Here is a 24738-nt window from a genome sequence, read left to right on the forward strand (position 1 = left end):
TTGGAAAATTAAAAGAAAGCAAGTACTTTTAAGGTGTGAGTTTAAAGTATAATCTGGCTTTCCTTTTACTATTAAAGGAATTTCGGAATGTGGCAGCTATTAATAATACTATACCCTGCCTGTTACTTTATTGCAGACAGTGTTGGTAAAGAGCTGTAAGTTTTTTTTAATCTGCAATGCTGCCGGACTATTCCGGAGGGCAAATAAGCAGAATGGTTGAAAATGTCGTCCTCATAAATATAGATTAATATATGGAACGATGCTTTAATGTATGAGAAGAATTCCTGCAAAAAGCAAGGAGCGGTCTCACACTTTAGAGTCAAGGGCGACCAAACCCACTACTAAACCGAAGTTTAGAGTTTCCACCTAAAGTATACGTGAGAACCGCTCGCATGCCGTATGCAAAAGTAAGAAACTTTTTGACATGGAGCGATTTCACGAGTTTCTCGATGGAAAATTGGTCGTTTTGACTCGAGAAGACATCGTTTTATTAAACTCTTGTAGATTAATAATCAATTCGCTAAAACAAATATAAGAATAAAATTTAAATATCCAACAGGTTGGATTAAAAAAATATACTTTAATGGAAAAAAAAATTAATTTTGAAATCACCCAATTTGACTTTGATCTTATTAATCATGTAAGAATTCTAAGAGAATCAGCAGGGCTGAATAAAGAAGAATTAAGCCTAAAAATGGGGTTAGCAAAATCATTTATAGGTAATGTAGAATCTTATACTCAAAGACATAAATATTCCACTCGTCATATAACTTTACTTTGCAAAGCTTTTGGTTTTAAAAACATTTCTGATCTGATGGAATTCCCTACTCCTGAGAATGACAAAATTAGAGTTACTGTGAAGCAGACGATGAATGACACATTTACAAAAGTGATGAATAGTGAGATTATAAAAATTGAAGCTATTTAGTCATCCTTAAAATCTGTTTAAAGCCTTGATTATCTATAATTTAATCAAAACAAACAGCGGTTAGGCTTGTATAAAATTGCAAAAAACAGTATTTTAGGGTATAAAAACAGGCAAATGCTAGGGAGAATTACATCAATTTATTCAAGACAAGACTTACGGAACAGCTTAATATGGATCATGCGTTGGTAAAATTAGCACAAGAGATCTCTTGGAATAAAATTGAGCTTAAGTTTTCAGATTTGTTTTCAGAGCGTGGAAGACCCTCGATTCCCATTCGCAAAATGGCAGGAATGCTTTTGCTTAAGGAAATGTTTAATGAGAGTGACGAAAGCATTGTAGAACGTTGGATAGAGAATGCTTATTTGCAATATTTTACAGGAGAGGATTTTTTTCAAATCAAAGGACCTTTTGATCCCAGCCAGTTTATCCATTTCCGTAAAAGAATTGGAAAAAAAGGATTAGAATTTCTTTTAGGACAAAGCGTATCGCTTCATCCTAAAGCCAAAACGCAAGACGAGGTTCAGATCAATACCACGGTTTAAGAAAAAAATATCACATTTCCTACCGATGCCAAATTAGCAAAAAAAATGATAGCAAATTGTACAAAGATAGCAGAAAAAGAGGGCATTACTCAAAGACAAAGCTATAAAAGAGTAAGCAAACAACTCTTAAGAGATGCTTATTTTGGTCCTCATCCAAGAAGACAAAAGAGGGCAAGAATGGTAAGGAAACTACCCGAATCAATTTTGAGAAATTATCTACAAGAATTTGAGATTTACCGAAAGGCATTAACTCAGGAACGAGGTACAAAAGATAAAATCTACAGTTTGCACGAGCCCCAAGTAGTAAATTGTAAGCGAAGTTCCCATCTTTTTCTAAAAGCTTTTCTTAATAATTCTTAAAAAGCTCTGTTTTATAATCTCTCAATAAATAATCATAAATGATCATTTCAAACAGTCTTTGGTTAGAAACAAAAAGCCTGTTCATATTCATGTGTAATATGCTTTGGATAAGGCTTTGTAACGATATTCCCAAAGACTGGTTTTCATTATGATGAAGAATATTATGTATTACTGAATTGCTTTCCTCAATATTAGAAATAACAGCATATCTCTTCTAAAAACTCGTCTGATTGAAGAAAGTCTAGATATTTTGGCTTGAATTCCCGATATTTTTTATCCAGTTGAGAGTTAAGTTTTTTATCTGCATTAAATTCCTGCTTAAAGGCAGCATTGAAATTTTTGATCCATTCTAGCTTTTCATGAGCTGAAAGGTTGAGTCTATTTAGAATTTCATCAATGTAAAAAAGACTGACTATAATTTTCTCCTCATCCTCGTAATGCAAACATTGCAGGGTAAATTTACTGTTTTTATGAAATAGGGTTTCAGAATCTCCCATTGTATTTTGTCCGTATCTCTCAATTTCTCTATTGTAAGTGTCAATCAAAATATTTGATATTTCTCCACTGCCTATATATTCTTGCAGAGCTTCATTGATTTTGTCAAGGATTTTGCTATAATCATCAGTATTATTTAACATAAACCTTACTCTCAAATGTGGTTTCGGATCATTATAACGGATGAAAAACCATTTTGAAATATGTTGATTCTCTTGAAAGTATTCTACTAACGGGGCAATAGCTTCTTCCAAAATAATATCTGTTGTCTTTACACCCGTATAGATTTTCAGGTACAACCATTCACTTCCTTGAATAAATTTTCTTTGAATTTCCATTAACTTTCTTTATACATCGGGAAAATAAGCTCATGTTTAAAATCGCCATTTTCATTATACAAAAATTCTTCGATGATAATGAATTCCTCATTCTTCACAGAATCAATAAACATTTTTACCAGATCACAATTTTCTAAGTTTACAGTAAGCTTATTATCTGATTTAACCCATTGTATCCATTGCGGAATTTGCTTCAACTTTCTCCAGTTGCCCAATTCTGTAAAAAGTTGGTCTTTATTGTTTATTAATAATAAAAATTTCTTTATTTCTTTATCAGTTATTTTCCAAGAAGCTTTTGATAAAATGATGTTTTTATATTCAACTCTTGGTAAAAAGTTATAAATATGCTTTAAATCTCCCCAATTAAAATAAAGTCCTGATCGAATATTTTGAGAATACAAATCACATAAGAAATGGTAAACAGGCAAAGGGTCTACTGAGTAATTGTGAGCATTTGTCAGATAAGGCTTGATTTCCTTATTTAGCTGCTTCGAACGTAAAACAATCCTATCATTTTTTAAAGAAATAAATAGATCATCTACCAATATTTGGTTTTCCTTCGGCAAAACAGACTGAGCTAGGTAAGGAATTTCATATTGTCGGAGTGTTGGTCTTCTTATAATATTCCCTATTCGTGCTTCGGGTAAATGAATGATTTCTGCTAAAATACAGTTTGGGTTTAACTCTTCCTCTTTTTCTGCAATTATTTTAGTCAAATTCTGCACTTCTGATTTTTCAGAACAAAACCTTCCCAGCAAATTTGCCGCACTACTTCCGCCGCCACCATTTAAAAATAGCTTTTCTTGATTTTTTTCAGAAACAATTTCAGCCATAAAAGAAATTGTATTGGGAAGGTCATTCCAGTTTTCTTCAAAATTTTCAAAAACTTCGTCTGATAATTTGATTATATATTGATTGCTTAATAAAGCTTCCTGAATTTTCTCATTTAAAATTTGCTGAATTGGGTCAAGCTCTATTGTTAAATTTAATCGTTCTTGAGATAAAGGAAGTTCTAAATCTTCAAGATAGGTATGAATCCCTTTTGTGGTGACATCCTTTCTATAACCGACACCTACTTCTGTATCTAAAGCATAGCTCAAGGGAACTTCTTGTGTTTCAAATCTTTCAAGAAATGCTGTTTTGAATTTCTCCAAATGAGTTTCCTTTTGATAAGAGGTTATTTTATTGAGAAAGCTGATCCCTTGTTTTAATTCTTTTTTCCAAAATGAAGAAAGTTTTAATGCTTCTTGATAATATACATCAGTCTGGAAAAGATGGTTTAATTTATATCCGACATTAAAAGATTGAATCAATTTTTCTATTTCATTATAACATGAAATTGGATTTCCTATTATCTGATCTAATTGTCCTAGCTTTCTTTGTATGGAAAGTAAAGTTTCAATTTCATTTTTAGCGTCTATTCTGTTTAAAACAGCAACTATTACTTCTAAAAAATCATTTTCTGCAACAATAGGTTCTAGTTCACTTACTAAAATTTGATTATCAATTAATTCTTCAACAAACTCCTTGGCTTCATCTTCTGTTATTTCTTCACTAATAAGAATATCTGCAATTTGATCAATCGTTTTACCTTGTGCGGAGAAATCTAATATCTGCTCTAATTCCGTAGATAGAGAAGCCGCAGAAATGATGTATTCTCTTTTTTCTTTAGTATACTCATATTCAACATACCGGATTTTACATCCAACTTTGTAAATACTATTATTAGGAAAAAATAACAGCTGATTTCTAATTTCTAAAGTTCGTGCAAAATGTTGAGTCAAACCAACAAGAAAGTGCATATCTAACTTGGTGTCTCTTATTTTCCCGAGGTTAGAATCATAGTTTAATTTTGGATCATTATTGAATCTTCCCAAACCCACCTCTGAAAATAATCCAAAAGGAGTACATCTCGTACTGGTTCTACTGTAATACTTTAGAATTGTAGTTTTGAGCTTCTGAAATTCCTTTGATGAAAATTCTTTTTCTGAATTAAGCCATCGGATTAATTCATTATATACATAGGGTGATGCAAGATAGATAGCTTCCTGAAAAACAGAATTACTACAAATTATTTTTAATTTTTCATTAGAAATTTCATGATTCTCTACATTTTCCTGAAATTTATTACGTGAAAATAATGGAGTACGAAAAACATACTCATCAAAAAATTGATAGGGAAAACGAGACATTATTTTTTTGTATTTTCTTTAGGCTGGTAATCAGGATGTCCCAATTGCCAGAAGGCAAAAGCGAAAATATCACTCAAAGTAGAATATGCTTGTGCTACAGGGATATCTTTTCCATGACCTCCTTCGTAGTCTACTTTTAGAAGAACAGGGTTCTTTGAAGTATTATAGGATAATAGTTTAGCCGCAAACTTTGTTGGTACCCACGAAGCAACTCTTGGATCATTAATTCCGGAAGTAATTAGAGTTGCAGGATATTTTATTCCCTTTTTTAAGTGTTGATAAGCATCCATTTCTAATAGTCCTTTAAATTCATCTAAATTATTAGGATTTCCATATTCTTTAAAACCATTTTCACCAATACCTTCATATCTTGTTGTATTTAAAACTCCTGCTTCCACTATTACTGCACCATATAAATCCGGTCTTTCAATCATGGCTCTGCCTATTGTTATTCCTCCTGCACTAGCGCCCCAAATAGCAACCTTTTTGGGAGATGTATATTTTTTCTCAATTAAATACTCTGTACAAGCAATCATATCTTTCCAAGAATTAGGTTTCTTTGTTTTTTGTCCATCAATATGCCACTGAACACCTTTTTCACCTCCTCCTCTTACATGGGCAATTGCTAAAATACCTCCCTGACTAGCCCATACAAGGTAACTTCTTGCAAAAAAAGGAGAAAAAGATGTTCCAAATGCACCATAGCTTTGAATAAGTACAGGATTTTTACCGTCTCTTTTTAAATTTTTATTATAAATCAAGGATAAAGGAACTTCTGTTCCATCGTAAGACTTAATCGTAGTTTCCTCAACTATAATATCTTTGAATTCAGGATATTCTGTAAGTGGAGCAAGATTTTCAGGTTTGAAAGTATTTGTTATTAGATTATATTTAAAACGCTGTTCCTCATTTGCCCACCCTGAACAATTTACCCATATATCTGAATAATCTTTACCTTTTGATTGTAAGCTTATATTTCCTGAAACATATGGAAGCTTTATGGAAATTTCTTTCCCATCCTTGTAAAAATATAACTTTGCTTCTACACCGTTTTTTGTAGTTGCATAATAAATTCCATCTTTCGTAAGTACATACTGAGTAATAACCTCATCCTTTTTTTCAGGAACTAATACTTCCGGATTTTTGAAATCCTTTGTTTTTACACTACTCCTGCATAGCTTATAGTTAGGAGAATTATAGCCTGATAAAAAATAAATATCATCTCCTGATAATTTTATAGAATAAACTTTACTGTCTTTATCATATAACAGTTGCCAGTTATTTTTTCCATTTAACAAATCTTTTTTATCAATAATAAAAGTTTTCCTAAAATCTTCTGCATCTACCAGTATACCAATATAATATTTATCATCTTGATTAAAAGCTAATACAGCAGGGAATTCTTCCCTGCTGATTTTTAGATCAGGATTATTTGAATTTGAAAAGACATTATTCAATTTTTTAGGATCATCTCCTATTTTATATAATATTGATTGTGTGTCTTTTCTAAATTGTTCTGAGGTAATATCAATGACTGGGTAATAGACATATAAAAAACCGCTATTATCTTCCAGCCACTTAATTCCCCCGATATTTGAAGGGTTTGTATTGGTAATTCTCTCTGGATATATTTTTTTTGTACTTATATCCATAATTATTACTTCAGACAGCTCTTTCCCTTTTTCAGTTAAAGAAATTACTATTTTACTTCCGTCCCAGCTTGGACTAATTAAATTAATTATATAATTATGTTTACCCCCAAGGTTATTATTAAAATTAGCTGGATCATAAAGCAATTCTTCTTTTCCTTCAAATCCTTGCCTGCAATAGGCTTTTGCTGTTTTTTCCCCGGCATTTCTTTTTAAATAAAAGTATTTATCATTACTTATAATTTTAAGATCTGAAATTGAGTATCCTTGTCTTTTGTCAAGTTCCAATCTTTTTTCTAAATAATAATTTCGATTGGGAATTGTATTTAAAAGAGAGTTTGAATACTCAGTTTGAGACCTCATCCAATCTATAGTATTCTGATCCTTTAAATCTTCCAAATTTCTATATTCATCAATTATCTTAATCTCAAAATGTTCATCTGTAGCAGGTACAGACAAAGCTGGATTATTTTTTTGAGCTTTAGAAAAAATCATAATGAATAATGAAAGACTGAAAATTAATTTATAATACATCAGATTAAAGGATTAATGATAATAAAAATTAAACTAATTAATATCCAACTCCACCAACTCCACCTTGGTCATTGCCACTTCCATTATCTGGATTGTTACAACCATCCACATATTGTTTAGTTCCACCAAATATTTTTTTAGGATTACTAATTTTTACTAATTGTAATTTTTCTAAAGATAACTTTTTTTCTTTTTTGTTTTGTTTTTTCATTTTGATTAAATCAAATACAGCGCAAAGGAAGTAATATTTTTTTAATTTTGAACTAAATATATCCCTAAATTCATGAATTTAGGGTGTTTAAGGTATTTTAATTCAGTTATTTAAATGTATTTTTTGATTTCTAATCTGTTGGGTCTACAATTCTTTCAATTTCTTTTAAATAGACAGAAAGTGGAGTTCCTGTTCGTTTTTTAAATGCCATTGTGAATGCTTGTTCAGTATTATAACCTAATTCTTCTGCAATAGAAGAAATTTTATATGAACGGAACTTTTTGTCTTTTGCTAATCTATTGATAGCGTAGTCAATACGGAGATCATTTAGATAAACTGCGAAATTTTTCCCCTTATAGGTATTAATAATTTCAGATAAGTATTTGGAATTGGTTTTTGCCTTTTTTGCGAGACTTCCCAAAGTGATTCCTTTATTTATAAATTGTTCTTTAGCTTCAAAACTTTCAAGCTCTTTTAAAATAGTTTGAGCTACATCTTCTGAAATAGGTTTCGTTGTTTTATCTTCTATAATTTCTTGCTCTTGAAGATTACCAGAGAATGTTTCTTTTATAGACGTGGCTTCTTTTTTGATTTTATTTTCATTAACAGAATAGATCAAATCTTGAGCAATCTTTCTATGTTGCTTTTCAGCTTTTTTAGACTTGTAGTATAGAAATATAAATATTATTAATATCAATGATAAAGCTACAAGAGAGCTATAAAAGAATGTTTTTTTATTTTTTAGTTCATTGATGATATTCTCTTTTTCTTTAAGAATTTTTGGCTTATCATATCGTCTAGGAAGTTCTCGAGAAATATATCTAAATTGTGAATCTAAAATATGATCAACTTTTAAAAACTTTTCAATAAAATATAATTGTTTTTCTTTATCATTTTTTTCTTTATAATAGTTTATAAGATAAGGGTATACTTCTCTAAGCTCAGGAAATATATGTTTACTCTGTTGAATATGGGAATCTAGCTGTGTAAAAGTTTGTATCGCCTTTTCTGTTTCTTTTAGTCCGGCATAGGACTGTCCTAAAAACAAGAGGGTATAGCTTTGATTTTTAGCATTATTGGTTTTGAAAAAATATTTTTTGCATTGTATTAGATTTTCAATGGCAATATTATATTTTTTTATTTTTAAATTATAAAATCCGGACTCAAGTAGATATCCATAATATTGATTGGTATTACCATTTTCAGAATTAGAAAGTAATCCTTCTTCTATAAGAATTCGGGCAGAATCTATTTTATTAATTTCTATATAAGTGTCTGCCAGGTTTACACGAATATTATCATAATCTTTTTTATCTAAATAATCTGTATCATATAAATAATGACGTAATGTATTTGCTGCATCCTGATATTTCCCAATATAATTATTAAGATATGCAATACTAATCTCCGCAAAAGCAATTTGTCTTATATTACCTTTTTCTCTAGCATGCTCAAGAGTCAAAACATAGTTACCCAACGCAGCTTTTACATTATAAAATTTAGAATACAGATTGCCGCGAAGGAGATAAATCCTTGCAGGATAATAGTCTTTGTTTGAATTATTTGTAATTATTTGTAAACTATCCAGATACTTTAAAGCATTAGGCAAATCTTCATTGAAATGCATCATTACATATCCTTCAGATATTTGTTCCTGTTTTTTTTCAAATTTTGCTTTTTGAAGATAATATTTTGAGATTATTTTCGCGTTTCTTATTTCATTACTATTATTGTAGCTATAGAATTTTTGGCTTAAATCATTATAAGAATATTTTTTTAACGAATCAGTTGAATTATTTTGTGAATAAAATAATTGGTAGAATAAGATTAGTAAAATGAAGTATCTAAATTTCATCATATGTATTATTGTGCAAAAATATCACAATTAAATTAATCGATTAAATTTACAATCTTATAAATTCAAAAATGTATTTATTTTACTGATTATCAAATTATTGAAAGGTATTTAGTATTCCTAAATTCATGAATTTAAGTACTTAAATTCATGAATTTAGGGACCAATCACTTGCATTGTCATTCTAATTTCCTGCATCTTTGTTTCAAAGCAAATCACAATTGATTTTTTTAATTTACTCAATAATAAATAATAGCGGAATCCGAAAAGCTTAAATAGAGTAGGAAAAAATCATTTTAATATTTCTATATTATGAAAAAAGAAATGCAATCAAAGAAATCCCTAGAATCCTTAAAAGGTAAAAAATTAGGTGATTTGAAATCTGTTTATGCAGGATCATTATCTCTGCAGCCTAGTGATGCTTCCATGCTAGCAACTACTACGATTATGAACAATGGAGGTACGGCTGATGACGGATGTGATGATAAATCGTAATTAACAACAGTCTTACAAAAGAGGCTGTCTCTAAGTATTAAGAGCAGCCTTTTTTCTTTTAAAATGTTTTAATAATTTAATATGATATTGATTTTATCTACTCCCAATGATGACGACACGAACTGGGTAATGGAACACTTGTCAATACTTGGTGAAAAGCACATAAGAATTAACGATTTAGATTTATTTACTGGAAAAACGAAAATGTATGTTGAATTACAACCATTTCCCAAATTGTTTGTTGAAAATATTTTTTTTGGAAAAGTGGATATTTCAGATGTTAATTGTGTTTGGTATAGAAAATTTGGTTTTTTTAGAAAGTATAGAGAGCATATTAGATCCGAGACAAATATCGAAATGTTAGATTATTTGAAATCAGAGTACATGTCAACATTAGATATCTTTTTTGAATTTTTAAAAGATAAAAAATGGCTTAACCATTATCTTAACGTAAATCAAATGACTAAAATTGGATGTTTAATAACGGCTCAGGAATTAGGAATTAAAATTCCCCAAACGTATATAACCAACAATTCAAGTAATTTAAACTACAGTCAGTCATATATCACTAAATCTATAAAAGACGCAACAGTTTTAGATATAGAAGATAAAATATTCTACTTTTTCACCAATGAAGTAAGAGAGAAAAAGATTCGTAGTTATGAAAATTTTTTTCCAAGTTTATTTCAAGAAAAAATTAACAAAGAATATGAGCTTCGAATTTTTCACTTGAATGGAAAAAATTACAGCATGGCTATATTTTCTCAAACTGATAATCAAACAAGAACAGATTATAGGCAATACAATTATGTTAACCCTAATAGGCTTGTACCATATACACTTCCCAATGATATGGATCAGAAAATATCTTCTTTGATGAAAAAATTAGGGTTGAATACAGGCTCCCTGGACATGATAAAAGCTGATGATGGTGAATATTATTTTTTAGAAATAAATCCTTCGGGTCAGTTTAGAATGACCTCGTTTCCTTGTGGTTATAATCTTCATATTGAGGTTGCTAATTGTTTAAAAAATATGAATGTATGAAAAGAAGCCTATTAAAAGAAATGGGAACTAGTAAGAAGGAATTGTTCCCAATACAGTTTTCCAACCTATATCCTGTAAATACCAATTCTGTTAGGAGGAATCGTCGATATAGAGCAATCAACACACTTGCTCATCAATCAGAAATTTACTGTTTAAGCATATACAAAGATGGAATCAATTTATTTACAGAGCAATAAAGATAGATATATTAACTTTTTCTCTTGTTGCCTATTGGTAAAAGGCTTTGAAAGAAGTGCTATATATGATATCCAGAGAGAAAATATAGAATTTATACCTAATACCTTAATAGATTTTGTTGAAGATATCAAAGGAAGAAAGGTCAATGATGTTTTGGAAGAATATAAACATAATAAAATAGCAAAAGAATATTTAAAGTTACTGGAAGAAAAAGAATTTATTTTTTATTCTACCAATAATTTTTTTCCGGATTTACCTGCTTTAAGTATTAATGAAGATACATCTATATTCATTTTTACAACTGTAATACTATCACAATATATCTATGATAATATTGACTCTTTTGCGAGAAATATTCAACTATTAGGGGTTAAAAGGCTGCATTTTCATATTGATAATAAAGACTGTATGGAACAAGTACATAAAATATTAGCATCTTTGGAATATTCACAAGTATCAAATTTATCATTCTCTATCCCATACCAAAAAATAGATAAAAAAATTTATCAAAATGATCGGGTAAAATCAATTGTGGTATTTAATTCTCCTAAAAAAAGAACTCAACAAAATAGTGAGGTCATTACAGATTATATAACCATTGACGATTCTAATTTGTTTTTAACACGATTCAGACTTTACGATATTGCTATCAGTATAGGTGCATATAATATTGCCAATAATTATAATCTGGCATTATACAAAACGATATTTATTGATGAAAATGGAAATATAAAACATAATTTTTCAGATAAAAACAGTTACGGAAATATTTTGGAAGATTTTGAAGAAATAAAAACAAACACAGTAAAAAAAATATCGGAATTATGGAATATTAAAAAAGATGATATTGCCCCATGTAATGCTTGTGAATTCAGATATTGCTGCACAGCGACTTATCTTCCAGAGAAAAGTCAAACCGGGTATACAATCAATTGTAATTATAATCCTTATACCGCAGAAATAAATTAAAAGATCAAAAAAATTAAATGATAAATCTACATTTACTATGAATTCTAAAATATTAAAAAGTTTAGTAGTAATCTTTTTGTCTTGTAATTTTTATGCCCAAAATTTTCGACTTGATTATCATCTTACTTATAAAGAAGACTCCTTAAGTTCCGAAACAATGAATAAAAATATGACGCTTTTGGTTCAGGGGGGAAAATCTAAATTTTTGACTGAAAAACAATACAAAGTAGATTCACTTAGAAGCAAAGGATTTGAGGATTTTGCTGTGGGTGATAACAGCTTTCTAGTTGTTAATCATGAAGAAAACTTAAGTTCTAAATATTATTTTTTGTTTAAAGATATATACAAAGTAACAGAGCATGTCAATTTAAATTGGGAACTGAAACCCGAAACCAAAAAAATAGATAATTATCTATGTACAAAGGCAATTTTGAAATATAAAGGAAGAGTTTGGGAAGCGTGGTTTACTCAAGAGTTACCAATTCAAGGGGGCCCGTATATATTCCGAAATCTACCTGGAGTTATAGTTTATATGGAAGATACTACGGGCTCTTATAAATTTAGTCTTTATGCAATAAAGAAGAGAACTGACACTTTAGAATTTGAAAATATGTATAAAGGAGCAATTAATATTCCTCAAAAGCAGTTACAAAAAGCATTTTTAGATTATTACAATGACCCTTTCAGAGAAATGAAGTCAGGAAATATAAAAGCTAAATTTAAAGATGAGAACGGAAAAGATATAGAACCTGATTTTAGAAAAATGACAACAACCGCCCAAGCCCGCTTGAAAAAAAATAACAATCCAATAGAGCTGTCGGAGGCTATAAAATATCCAGATTAATTTAAGTTTGAAAAAATTTCCCTTCTACAAACAGCCGGATTACAAAGACTGCGGTCCAACTTGTTTAAGAATTGTAAGCAAGTTTTATGGAAAGGTAATCCCTTTACAACAGATTCGTACTCTTTCGGAAACTACAAGAGCTGGAAGTTCATTCATGGGACTCAGTAACGCAGCGGAGAAAATAGGATATAGTTCGTTAGGGATTAAAATTGATTTTAATACATTAAAAGAACAAGTTCCGCTTCCTTGTATTGTACATTGGAATAAAGAGCATTTTGTTGTCATATACAATATTGATAAAAATGATACGGTGTACATTTCCGACCCAAGCTACGGATTAATAACATACTCAAAAGAAGAATTTATCAAACAATGGATCGGTGAAAATGCTAATGAAGAGACCGAAGAAGGAGTTGTGCTTGTTTTAGAGACAACACCAACATTTTATCAAAATGAATTTGATGAAGAAAGTAAAGTCAGTTTAAAATATCTCTCCAAATATTTTTTCAAATATAAACCACTGGCTTTTCAGCTTGCTATTGGCCTTCTTGCAGGAAGTATTCTTTCCCTTATTTTTCCGTTCCTTACTCAGAGTATAGTAGATGTGGGGATTCAAAATCAAGATCTTAATTTTATCTATCTTGTGTTATTGGCCCAAATAATGCTTTTTACAGGCAGAACAGGTATAGAAGTCATAAGAAGCTGGATTTTACTTCACCTCTCTACCAGGATCAATATTTCTATTGTCTCCGATTTCTTTATTAAATTGATGAATCTTCCCATTAGTTTCTTTGATACAAGATTGTCTGGAGATATTTTAGAGCGAATCAACGACCACAATCGTATAGAACAATTGATTACAAGTTCTTCTCTTAACACATTGTTTTCTCTGATCAATCTCATCATATATAGTGTTGTACTGCTATTGTATGATCATCGTTTATTTTTGGTTTACATTGTTGGATCCATTTTATACATTACTTGGATATCTTTTTTCTTAAAGAAAAGGAGAGAATTGGACTATAAAAGATTCTCTCAGCTTTCTCAGGAACAGAGTAAAGTAATTGAATTGATTAATGGTATGCAGGAAATCAAAATGTATAATGCTGAAAAACAAAAACGATGGGGATGGGAATTTTTGCAGATCAAACTTTTCAAGATTAGACTTAAATCTCTTTCATTAGAACAGTGGCAATCTGTTGGAGGAAATTTCATTAATACAACGAAGGATATTTTGATGAGCTTTCTTTCAGCAAAATTAGTTTTAAGTGGAAATCTAACTTTAGGTATGATGCTTTCTGTACAGTATATAATCGGGCAGTTAAACGGTCCCCTATTGCAGATTTTTGATTTTATAAAACAGGCTCAGGATGCGCAAATTTGTATTGAAAGATTGGGCGAAATTCATAATAAAGAAGACGAAGAAAACAAAAATGAACAGTATGCTGAAGAAATTCCTTCTCAAGATATTGAAGTAAATAATGTTTCTTTTCGTTATATGGGATCTGATCAGTTTGTTTTTGAAAACCTGAATATTACAATTCCTTATCAAAAAATTACTGCAATTGTGGGAGCAAGTGGAAGCGGAAAAACTACATTTTTAAAACTTTTAATGAAGTTTTATGAACCTAATATGGGAGAAATTAAATTGGGGAACACTACCCTAAAAAATATTTCTCCACGTTCTTGGAGAAATATTTGCGGAGTTGTCATGCAGGATGGCTATGTATTTAATGATACGATTGCCAATAATGTTGCAGTAGGTGAAGACTATATTGATAAACAAAGACTAAAAAAAGCATTAGAAATTGCCAATATTAATGAATTTGTTGACAGTTTACCATTAAATTATAGTACTAAAATTGGAAATGAAGGTGTAGGAATTAGCGGGGGGCAAAAACAGAGGATTTTCATTGCAAGAGCTGTTTATAAATCCCCGGAATTTATATTTTTTGATGAAGCAACATCAGCATTAGATGCTAATAATGAAAAGATTATTATGGAAAATCTGGAACAGTTTTTTAGAGGTAAAACAGCCATTGTTATTGCACATCGTTTATCTACCGTAAAAAACGCAGATAAAATTATTGTGCTAGATAAAGGTAAGGTCGTTGAAGAAGGTAATCATCGAGAATTGGTTGCCAAGAAGGGCGAATACTACCGTTTGGTTAAAAATCAACTGGAACTTGGAAATTAAGAGACAGTTATTCAATGGATTCTTCGAACTTATTAGTAATCTTATATGTTCTATCTTTTACCACAATATCATAATTCCCCTTATCTAAAATAAGATATCTTGAGTCTTTTACACTATGTAATTCTATAATATCCGCAGGCACACCTTTATTTTCAAATTCTCCCTTTCTATATGCAAAAATTAAGGATGGATAATTTTTAATTTTAGATTTTGGTATTTCATAAAATTTGCGACTTTTATTAAGCATCCAATTAGGCCTCGCTTGAATGTATCTTGTAATTGGATGTATAATTTTTATATCTGTAAAAGGCTCCTTTTGAATTCTTTTGAATAACATTTTATCTTCGTCTAATAAAACAACAGGATAATTCCCGTTTATGGAACTTAATAATGGATCATTCAGTTCAGAGTCACTTCTTTCAGAAAACTGCGTTTGATCAATTGTAAGTGGGTTGATCTTTGTTAGATCAGAAAGTCTTCCTGCCATTGTTTTTTCCCAAGTCTGGTGTTTTCCTTCATATGCATGCTCATATCCACAGTAAATAAAATATTTTCCATTTTTATTTTTCTGCATAAATTTATAGATATTCTCTGCTTGTTCTATCTCTCTTTCTTTTCCATTTTTTCCTGATTCTGCCTCATATTTAAATAGAGTAAAGCCTAAATCCAAAGCAGTTTTAATGAAATTACCAAATTGTGGTTCGGAAGTATAAAAACCACTTTGTGTTGTTGGAAATTTTCTAATATTTATTGAATCATCACCTAAAGCCTCAATACCCAAATAACGATAGCCATTTTCATAAAGTTTCTTTAATAGAGATGTTGCAAATGTTCTATGACTTGCATAATGGTGTGCTTCGTTAATAATCAATATTTCTTCTTTTTTTGATTTATTTAAGATATAATCTTTAGCATTTTCAATTTTATGTTTTACTAATTTTAAACTGTAATCTTTAGATATTTTTTTTTCTTTTCTCCCAAGTTTATCCCAAGTTTGTAATCCCTTAAAATAATAATTTGATATAGAATAGTTCATTGCTCCAATTTGATACTTATAAGAATCGTCTCCACTTTTATCATTATTGATTTCCTTTTCAATATCATTTGAAAATTTGTAAAGATTTTGTGCTTTTAAGCTCAAAGAAAAAATTAAAAATAAAAAAAAAGTTGTTTTCATAAGTTTGTATTTAATTAGCTGAGTATAACGGAAAATATTATTCGCAAAGAGCATGATACAGAAGCAAGCTCCTTCCATCAACCATAAGTATTAATCATCTTTTCCTGTTTTCATAAAACTGTTTTTTGACACAGTTCATTCGAGCATAATTTCTGTAATTAGCTGTACGAATTTGTGCCATCTTTTTCAATACTAAAGATAGAAAAAATAGCTCTCATATTTTTATTTGTTATCTGGTTTCAAGTTATGATTGAGGCTAGTTCACGAAAAGCAAAAAAACTAATTAGAGGATATCTATCAAATTTATTTAGCTTGATAGATAAAACTTCACCCTTTGTTTAATTTGCGGAATAAATTATCTTTATCTGGTACTGATCAGATGAGGACAATCATCTTATTTGGACTCTCAATTATGGTAATCAACTCAAAGATTTTTTTTGCATTGGGTTGATTACTTTATCAACAGGTTGGCAAAAAACAAAAAATTCTGTTCATAGAAATTATCTTCTATTGCTGTTGAATTAAGGTATAATACTGAATAATCATTCACAATGACATTTAAAAAGAGAATTGGAACTCCACTTTCTATCAATTTAAATAAATTGAAAAGTCAGCAGATTCAACAACTAAAGAATCGCAATATATATCTGAAATCAAGCATTTTAACTATTCTAAATTTATAAATTTAGGTACCTAAATTCATGAATTTATGGATCAATATATTGTAAAACTTCTTCAAATTGTTGCATCTTTGCTTCAGGTGAAGATACAAGTTTATTTTTTTTGCATATGTACAATACAAAAATCTAAAATATAAATTGCTGATCAGCAAAACCCCATGCCAGGTGGCTATAATTCATATACGGAAGAATGGAGAACTTATCCTCTTAAAGAGAAATTAAAACATAATTAATTGAAAAAAAAGTTTCCTTTTTATAAGCAGCCTGATTCCAAGGATTGCGGTCCCACATGTCTTCGTATCGTAAGCAAACATTATGGAAAAAGCATTTCCTTACAGCAAATCCGTAACCTCTCTGAGACTACAAGAGAAGGCAGCAGCTTATTAGGTTTAAGCGATGCGGCGGAAGACTTAGGTTTTCGCTCATTAGGTGTTCAAATTGATTTTGAAACCCTTGCAGAAGAAGTTTCTTTCCCATGCATTGTTCATTGGAACAAAAACCATTTTGTAGTCGTTTATAAAATTGATAAAAATAACAAAGTATATATTTCAGATCCAAGTTACGGGCTGATCACCTATTCAAGAGATGAATTCATCAAACTATGGATCGGCGAAAATGCCAATGAAAAAACAGAAGAAGGGATTGTTCTTATTTTAGAAACTACTCCTGCGTTTTTTCAAACTGAATTTGATGATAAAGAAAGTAAGGCTAGTTTTACTTTCCTTTCAAAATATTTATTAAAGTATAAATCGTTGGTCGCTCAATTAGCGGTCGGACTTTTAGCGGGAAGTTTATTATCATTAATTTTCCCCTTTCTTACCCAAAGTATCGTCGATGTCGGGATACAAAATCAGGATTTAAATTTCATCTATGTTGTCTTACTCGCCCAAGTCATGCTTTTTTTAGGCAGAATGGGTATTGAAGTCATACGAAGCTGGATCCTGCTCCACCTTTCTGCGAGAATTAATATTTCAATTATTTCGGATTTCTTTATCAAATTAATGAAGCTTCCCATAAGTTTCTTCGATACAAGAATGACAGGAGATATTATGCAGCGTATCAATGATCACCATAGAATAGAACAGCTTTTGACAAGTTCATCTCTAAACACCCTATTCTCATTGGTGAATCTTGTTATTTTCAGTATTGTTCTTTTATTTTATGATTACAGACTGTTTGTCGTTTATTTAATAGGTGCTGTTTTATATATAGGATGGATCACTTTCTTCCTTAATAAAAGAAAAGAATTAGATTATAAAAGATTCTCACAGGTTTCTCAGGAACAAAGTAAAGTGATCGAGCTTATCAACGGGATGCAGGAAATAAAAATGCATAACGCCGAAAAGCAAAAACGCTGGGACTGGGAGTTTTTACAGGTTAAATTATTTAAGATTAGAATTAAATCTTTATCCTTAGAACAATGGCAATCGGTAGGCGGAAATTTCATTAATCAAATGAAAGATATTCTGGTAAGTTTTCTTTCTGCTAAATTGGTTTTGGAAGGAAATCTAACCTTGGGAATGATGCTTTCCGTTCAGTATATTATCGGGCAGCTTAACAGTCCGCTTTTACAGCTTATTGATTTTATTAAACAATTTCAGGATGCTAAGATATCACTTGAAAGGCTAGGTGAAATCCACGATAAAGACGATGAAGAAAATAAAGAAGAACAATACGTTGCCGAAATTCCACAAAAAGATATAGAAATTACAGATATGTCGTTCAGATATATTGGTTCTGATGCTTTTGTTTTTGAACATTTAAACTTAACTATTCCATATCAAAAAACAACAGCAATTGTTGGAGCCAGCGGAAGTGGGAAAACCACGCTTTTAAAACTATTAATGAAGTTTTATGAACCAACTGAAGGCGACATTAAAATTGGAAACACAAAATTAAAGAATGTTTCTCCAAGATTTTGGAGAGATCAGTGTGGTGTGGTAATGCAGGAAGGATATGTTTTTAATGATACTATTGCCAATAATATTGGTGTGGGCGAAGATTATATCGATAAACAAAAATTAAGAAAAGCCGTAGAAATTGCCAATATTAAAGACTTTATCGAAGGTTTACCATTAAGCTACAATACCAAGATCGGAAATGAAGGTCTAGGAGTAAGTGGTGGTCAGAAACAAAGGCTTTTTATCGCAAGAGCTGTTTATAAATCTCCGGAATATATTTTCTTTGATGAAGCAACATCAGCCTTAGATGCCAACAATGAAAAGATCATTATGGAAAATCTGGAACAATTCTTTAAGGGAAAAACTGCCATTGTTATTGCTCACAGACTTTCAACCGTAAAACATGCAGATAAAATTATCGTTTTAGACAAAGGAAATGTAGTGGAAGAAGGAAGTCATGCAGAATTAGTGGCATTAAGAGGTGAATATTACAGACTTGTAAAAAATCAATTAGAACTTGGAAACTAACAAAGATATTTTAGACAATATAGAATTACGTTCTGAAAGTGTTCAGGACATTCTTACACAACCACCCCACTGGATGATCCGTTGGGGTAACACTATTATTTTTATTATACTTCTTCTTATTTTAGGAATGAGTTATATAATAAAATATCCAGAATTTATCCCGGCACCTATTGTTGTTACTTCACAAAATCCTCCGGAAAAACTGGAGGCAAGAATCAGTTCCAAAATTGAAAAAATATTCATTAAAGACCATCAGGAAGTTAAAAAAAATCAGGTCTTGATGGTCATGCAGTCCGCAGCCAATTATAAAGATATTTTGGAGCTTAAAAAGCTGGTTGATTCTATTTCTCCCAATCAGTTGCGTTCATTCCCGGTTCAGCAGAGTTCTCATTTTAAATTGGGTGAATTACAAGGTGATTATAATAATTTTGCTAAAGCTTTTCAGGATGAGGAGCTTTTTACAAGATTACAGCCTTACGCCCCTGAAAGTTTAGCTGCCAACCAAAGTCTTTCTGAATATAGAATGAGAATCTTAACAATGAAACAGCAGAAAAGCCTAGAGCAGGCAAAGTATGAGATTACCAAGAAAAGCTATCAGCGGTCACAGGAATTATTCAATCAAGGAGTCATTGCCGCAATGGAGCTTGAAAATGAAAAAATTAAATACCTGCAGGCTCAACAGAATTTAGAAAATATTAATATTTCATTATCCCAAATGGAAGAAAGTATTTCTAATCTCAACAGAACAAAAAGCGGGACTGTCATTAATACAGAAAAAGATAAAATCACCTATTCTTCACAAACATTACAGTTATTTGAGCAATTAAGAAAATCTCTCAAACAATGGGAGCAAAATTATCTTGTTATTTCATCCACAGACGGCGTAGCTAGTTTTCAGCAGTTTTTTGGCGAAAATCAGTTCATAAAGGCGGGTGATCCTATCTTATCCATTCTACCAAAGGATAAAGAAGCATTGGTTGGGAGGATGCAGGTTCCTGCAATTAACTCCGGTAAGATTACCAAAGGGGAAAAAGTGTTGATTAAGCTGGATAATTACCGTTTTCAGGAATATGGTATCGTAGAAGGAAGGGTTCAGAATATTTCACTTTCTCCTGATGAAAAAGGAAATTATTACGTAGATGTCATTCTTCCAAAGGGGTTAAAAACTAGTTATAATAAAAAATTAGTTTTTGATAAAGAGCTTAGAGGAAATGCCGAAATTGTAACTCAGGATTTAAGACTTATTGAGAGGTTTTTCTATCAAATCAGGAAATTATTGGGATATCAAAGTTAAATTATAAACTGTCGTCAAATTCTTAAACAATATCTATAGAGAATTTCCCATTAATATTTTTCTTTGTGTTCTATTTTTTTAGTATTATTTAGCAATTACAAAGAGTTTAAGAGTTCATTTAAGCCATATTGATTGAATAGCAGCTTTCCTATTTCAAGTCTGGACCAGCCTTCTTTCAGTTTATAAGTAAATGACAGTTCATTATTTTTCACAAAACATTCTAAATTCAGCAACAAAACATTTTTATTTTCTGTTAAATGATGTTCGATTAGATTTAAATGTGTGGAAAAAATGAACAGAGAATTTTTAAATTTAGTTAAACCATTCACCGTATTTACAGTAATTTGTGCTGCATCATTGATGTTAGTTCCGCTGAATATTTCATCAAAAACAACGAAACAGTTTTTAGATTTTAATTCTAATAAAACATTCTTTACATTCATAATTTCCTGAGCAAAGTGACTATAACCTTCTTTGAGATTATCGTTAACGGAAAAATGCAGGAAAATACTGTCATAAAAAGGGATATTACAGTATTCGGCCGGAATGGCAATTCCCAGATGAGCAAGTAGAACAATAATACTAACTGACTTCATTGTGGTAGATTTCCCGGACATATTAGCTCCTGTAAAAACAATTATGTTTTTATTATTTACATCTAATGTATTTTTAACACCGTTTGTAAGATCTAAATGGTAGAAATTTTTAATTGTAAATGTATTTTCAGAATTAAATTGAGGAAATACCAAATTGTTTAACTTAATCCCTTTAGCAATGCTGGAATATACATCAAACATATAGAAGAAATTCCAGAATAAGTCAAAATTTTCCGCCTCAATTTCGGGTGTAATTTTGACAAGAATATTCTTTCTTTGCTTAAAATCAAGCTCTTTACCATAAAACTCATCGATGGGCAATGAGTCGATGAATACAATCATTTTTTCAATTTCATATGAATATTCTAAGCAAGTTTCTTTCTTTTTGAAATTTTTCAATAACAATCCAAAATGATAAAAGAAGTCTATTAACAACGAAATATTAGTATTTATTTCTTTAAAATACTCACGGTATTTAATACTTACGAAGTAATTATATTGGCTGACATCAATTTCATCTAAAAATTTTTGAATTGCAGAAATTCTATTTTCCTTGATTTCATAACTATTAATAATCTGAAAATTATCCAAGAATAGTTTCAGTTTTTGTTGGACATAAAGTGTCTGTTTTTTGTTAAAGGATTTTTGGTTGAAAAATGATATTAAATATTGCTTAGATTTTCTTGTCTGAGTGAAATTAAAATGGGCTATTATTTCAGAAATGTTTTCCATGATTCATTTATGTTGAAATTTATATACGTAAAACTATGTATTTAAACCTCAAGCATGTTTTAAAAAAAACCTAAAATTATCGGGAGACATTATTTTTTTGTAATTTTTATAAGTATTTTTCTGTTTTTTAATCTTATTGGCTGAACCAAACGGTTCTTTTATGAAAATTCATCTATAAATTAGGTCTAGAAGCCATTTGTTACTCAACCTTTGCTACGAATTTTATCAATATATGTAAATAAAACTTCTTGCATAAAACTTTTCAGGTCTTTATCAATATTATAAAAGCTTAAAAGTCAGATTTCTTTTACATAATTAACTAATTCATCTGCCATATCGAAGACCAATAATTTTTTAATTACTTACGGTTTTATACTTTTTCTTTATTTTTATTATACGAATAAACATTAATTTGTATATCATAAAGATCAGGATCCATGAAACTACCTACTGAATTAGGAGATGAATATGTAAAGACAGTCCTTTCCAATCTTTCCCTGAAAGATCTTCCGGGTGAAGAATGGAAGTTGATAGAAGGTTTTGAAAATTATGCTATTTCAAATTACGGAAGGGTGAAAAGCCTGGAACGTTGGGCTATAAACCCCGCTGGAGTAAAGCGGAAAATATTGGATAGCATTAAGAAGCCACATGTCTTCAGATATTTTAATAAATATCTAAAGGCTCGTTTTTATAATGTGAGATGTAACCTCTCCGTTGAAGGGAGAAAATATGGAAAATCAGTAGCTCGCTTGGTTTACTATCATTTTGTTGAAAAGTTTGATATGGATAATCTTTCATTTCGTATGGCTTTTAAAGATGAAAATCGGTTTAATGTGCATTTTAGTAATTTAGAAAGGGTAGCTATCAATGAGATACGCAGTAAAGCACTGAACACAGGCAGAGGGAAGAAAGGAAACTATCAGCAGGCAGTGAGCCAATACACAGTTGATGGGGATTTTGTTGCCAGATATGAAAGTATTTATGCAGCAAGTGAAACTTTAGGAATTTATCCTCCTCATATTTTAGCTATCATCAATAAAAAACGGATTACTGCCGGGAAATTTCGATGGTTTGCAAAAGGTTATAAACCTACTAAAGAAGATTTTATACCGGAAACTAAAAGTAAGCCGGAAAAAGTACTTAATACAACCCTTTGGAAAAAGCTTGGGAAACCGCCAATTGATGAAAGCAATCCGCCAGCCTGTATGAATTTATCACTAAAAGATCTTCCCGGTGAAAGATGGAAACCGGTTCCCGATCTTGATATGTATTTTGCTATTTCTAATAAAGGAAGAGTAAAACGGTTAAATACCTGGACACAGAATAAAAACAAAACTTTTTGGAGAGAGCATATTCTCTCGCTTTCTGTACTAACATCTGATAGTGAAAATTATTATCTTTATGCTCAATTAAGTAGTAATGGTAGGAAATATCATTTAGCTATTAACCGATTGCTTTATTATTGTTTTGTAGAAGAATTTGATCTTAAAAACAGAAATCTGGTAATAATAAACAATAGTCATCTTCAATGGGACATAGATATTTCGAAACTCACTTTAAAACCTTTTAATGAAATCCTTAGGGAAAGAAATAAAGAGTATGCTACTAAAGTGAGAACAGTACTTAATTCGAAAAAAGCTTTCAATGACTCTCTTTGGGAAAAGTTGGGTAAACCTCGGATTAACAAGAAGAGTCCACCTGCTATTTTCAATTTATCTCTAAGTGACTTACCGGATGAACAATGGAAGCCATTACCAGGTTTTGATAGTAAATATGCTATTTCCAATAAAGGGAGGGTAAAACGATTGAGCGGATGGGGAGCAGGTACTCATTTCTATGGAGAAGATCAGATTCTTTCCCTCAACCTAACGAGTGATAAATCTTATTATCTTTATTTTAAGGTTCATAAGAAGGAAGATAAAGCTCAAAAAATGCTTTTACGGCTGCTTTATTGTTGTTTTGTTGAAGAATTCGATCTGAACAACAGAACACTTCGGGTAGTCAATGAAAATCAACCTCTATGGGATATAGATCTGTCAAAGTTATCATTACGCTCTATGGTAGATGCATTTAATAAAAAGATTATTAAAAAGTAGAATATTTGAACATTCAAAAAATCACTAAAAATAGGATAAAGGACAGCTATATTTAGTAGTATGTAGACAAAAATAAATCAGTACTAATGGGACTGTAACGCAAATAGACAGCAGACTTGATATTACCTGTAAAAAATGGCATAAACCTTTTCAAGAAGTATGCACGATTGTTCTGCATAACAAGAGTTTTATAGTGTACAAAAAACAATTAGAAGAACGATTACCTTAATTAATAATGAACATAGAACAATCGATACACTTAAAAGAATTTCTCGAACCTTGCTTCACGATAGTTATTCTAAGCAAAAAGCCTTACAATTTTGAGTAGAAACAATTTCTAACCCCCCATAAAAAACTTCAACATTTATTCATTAAAATACAAAAGAAGTTATTATATTTGATTTACAAAACGAATCAAAAACCTACATTTCCAAAGTGAGTAATTCGGTGAGTAGCTGAGCTTCAATTTGAAAAAAATGTCGATAAATAAAGAAATTTAAAGAGACGGTTCGAATCCCTCCAACTCCACTTTTTAAGCTAAAGAGAATTTGTAAATTATTGAATTTTAAATAATTACATTTTCTCTTTTTTGTTTTTGTACCCAAAGTTGTACCCAAACTTTTGAAGAATGCTTTTTTGAATCTGTTTGAATCTAATTAAACCTATTTGAACTTTAATAGTTACAACTGAGTTTATTATAATGCAAATATACTACGATTTAAAATAATGCCCATTACTTTCAAAATAATCAAACATAAGATTTCTTGCAGTGGTTTCCCAATCAATATAAATATAGTTGGGTAGACTTTCAGGAATATCCATTTCTAATAAATATTGAGCAAATGCTTCATTGTCTGAATACTCTCCCATGTAATAATCT

The 24738-nt window shown here is 30.4% G+C and carries 18 protein-coding genes; 10 read left to right on the forward strand and 8 right to left on the reverse strand.

Features of this window, described 5'->3' with window-relative positions:
• Positions 1 to 583 precede the first annotated feature (583 nt).
• Both DRF65_RS22630 and DRF65_RS22635 read left to right on the forward strand, forming a co-directional pair.
• Positions 584 to 928 (forward strand): helix-turn-helix domain-containing protein, encoded by a 345-nt coding sequence (locus DRF65_RS22630; protein WP_115972996.1) that lies wholly within the window; start codon positions 584 to 586, stop codon positions 926 to 928.
• 170 nt (positions 929 to 1098) lie between these two features.
• Positions 1099 to 1470 (forward strand): transposase, encoded by a 372-nt coding sequence (locus DRF65_RS22635; protein WP_115972997.1) that lies wholly within the window; start codon positions 1099 to 1101, stop codon positions 1468 to 1470.
• Positions 1471 to 1816: 346 nt separating this feature from the next.
• Here the strand turns inward: DRF65_RS22635 and DRF65_RS29310 are convergent, their stop codons facing one another.
• From DRF65_RS29310 to DRF65_RS22660, 6 genes are all read right to left on the reverse strand, one after another.
• Positions 1817 to 1963 carry a lantibiotic dehydratase C-terminal domain-containing protein gene (locus DRF65_RS29310; RefSeq protein WP_394337826.1) on the reverse strand — a complete coding sequence of 49 codons (147 nt, stop codon included), beginning with the start codon at positions 1961 to 1963 and terminating at the stop codon, positions 1817 to 1819.
• A 58-nt stretch (positions 1964 to 2021) separates the two neighbouring features.
• Entirely contained in the window at positions 2022 to 2663 is a 642-nt protein-coding gene (locus DRF65_RS22645; RefSeq protein WP_228438893.1) for a thiopeptide-type bacteriocin biosynthesis protein, read from the reverse strand.
• Complete coding sequence (locus DRF65_RS22650; RefSeq protein ID WP_115972999.1) at positions 2663 to 4855, reverse strand: lantibiotic dehydratase family protein; 2193 nt, start codon at positions 4853 to 4855, stop codon at positions 2663 to 2665. The genes DRF65_RS22645 and DRF65_RS22650 overlap by 1 nt, the downstream gene beginning before the upstream one ends.
• A complete protein-coding gene (locus DRF65_RS22655; RefSeq protein ID WP_115973000.1) occupies positions 4855 to 7038 on the reverse strand; it encodes a prolyl oligopeptidase family serine peptidase in 2184 nt (727 codons plus the stop codon). The genes DRF65_RS22650 and DRF65_RS22655 overlap by 1 nt, the downstream gene beginning before the upstream one ends.
• A 37-nt stretch (positions 7039 to 7075) precedes the next feature.
• Positions 7076 to 7249, reverse strand: coding sequence for a hypothetical protein (locus DRF65_RS28605; protein ID WP_165852296.1), 174 nt, complete (start codon positions 7247 to 7249; stop codon positions 7076 to 7078).
• Positions 7250 to 7379: 130 nt separating this feature from the next.
• Positions 7380 to 9107, reverse strand: a complete 1728-nt coding sequence (locus DRF65_RS22660) for a helix-turn-helix domain-containing protein (RefSeq protein ID WP_115973001.1) — start codon at positions 9105 to 9107, stop codon at positions 7380 to 7382.
• Positions 9108 to 9428: 321 nt separating this feature from the next.
• Here DRF65_RS22660 and DRF65_RS28610 point away from each other — a divergent pair, with 321 nt between their 5' ends.
• The 5 genes from DRF65_RS28610 to DRF65_RS22685 all read left to right on the forward strand — a co-directional run bounded on the left by DRF65_RS28610 (position 9429) and on the right by DRF65_RS22685 (position 14854).
• Complete coding sequence (locus DRF65_RS28610) at positions 9429 to 9599, forward strand: hypothetical protein (RefSeq protein WP_165852297.1); 171 nt, start codon at positions 9429 to 9431, stop codon at positions 9597 to 9599.
• An 81-nt stretch (positions 9600 to 9680) separates the two neighbouring features.
• A complete protein-coding gene (gene gwsG, locus DRF65_RS22670; protein WP_115973003.1) occupies positions 9681 to 10646 on the forward strand; it encodes a grasp-with-spasm system ATP-grasp peptide maturase in 966 nt (321 codons plus the stop codon).
• A gap of 168 nt (positions 10647 to 10814) precedes the next feature.
• Positions 10815 to 11813 carry a hypothetical protein gene (locus tag DRF65_RS22675; RefSeq protein WP_123947418.1) on the forward strand — a complete coding sequence of 333 codons (999 nt, stop codon included), beginning with the start codon at positions 10815 to 10817 and terminating at the stop codon, positions 11811 to 11813.
• A gap of 37 nt (positions 11814 to 11850) precedes the next feature.
• The gene (locus DRF65_RS22680) at positions 11851 to 12657 is read left to right on the forward strand and encodes a GLPGLI family protein (protein WP_115973005.1); all 807 of its coding nucleotides are present in this window, start codon (positions 11851 to 11853) and stop codon (positions 12655 to 12657) included.
• A 7-nt stretch (positions 12658 to 12664) separates the two neighbouring features.
• On the forward strand, positions 12665 to 14854 hold the full coding sequence (locus DRF65_RS22685; protein ID WP_115973006.1) for a peptidase domain-containing ABC transporter: 2190 nt from the start codon (positions 12665 to 12667) through the stop codon (positions 14852 to 14854).
• Positions 14855 to 14861: 7 nt separating this feature from the next.
• On the opposite strand, the gene DRF65_RS22690 is transcribed toward DRF65_RS22685, so the two are convergent.
• Entirely contained in the window at positions 14862 to 16031 is a 1170-nt protein-coding gene (locus DRF65_RS22690; protein WP_123947419.1) for a hypothetical protein, read from the reverse strand.
• Between the two features lie 913 nt (positions 16032 to 16944).
• On the opposite strand from DRF65_RS22690, the gene DRF65_RS22695 reads away from it, so the two are divergent.
• Entirely contained in the window at positions 16945 to 19140 is a 2196-nt protein-coding gene (locus DRF65_RS22695; RefSeq protein WP_115973008.1) for a peptidase domain-containing ABC transporter, read from the forward strand.
• Positions 19130 to 20434, forward strand: coding sequence for an HlyD family secretion protein (locus tag DRF65_RS22700; protein WP_115973009.1), 1305 nt, complete (start codon positions 19130 to 19132; stop codon positions 20432 to 20434). The genes DRF65_RS22695 and DRF65_RS22700 overlap by 11 nt, the downstream gene beginning before the upstream one ends.
• Positions 20435 to 20529: 95 nt before the next feature.
• Here DRF65_RS22700 and DRF65_RS22705 read toward each other — a convergent pair whose 3' ends face one another.
• Positions 20530 to 21762: a MutS-related protein gene (locus DRF65_RS22705; protein WP_115973010.1), complete on the reverse strand. Its 1233-nt coding sequence runs from the start codon at positions 21760 to 21762 to the stop codon at positions 20530 to 20532.
• Between the two features lie 437 nt (positions 21763 to 22199).
• Here DRF65_RS22705 and DRF65_RS22710 point away from each other — a divergent pair, with 437 nt between their 5' ends.
• Positions 22200 to 23858 carry an NUMOD4 domain-containing protein gene (locus DRF65_RS22710; RefSeq protein WP_115973011.1) on the forward strand — a complete coding sequence of 553 codons (1659 nt, stop codon included), beginning with the start codon at positions 22200 to 22202 and terminating at the stop codon, positions 23856 to 23858.
• The last annotated feature ends 880 nt before the right edge of the window (positions 23859 to 24738 follow it).

Origin of the sequence: Chryseobacterium pennae, assembly GCF_003385515.1 — a bacterium.
In the GTDB taxonomy this organism is placed as follows: domain Bacteria; phylum Bacteroidota; class Bacteroidia; order Flavobacteriales; family Weeksellaceae; genus Chryseobacterium; species Chryseobacterium pennae.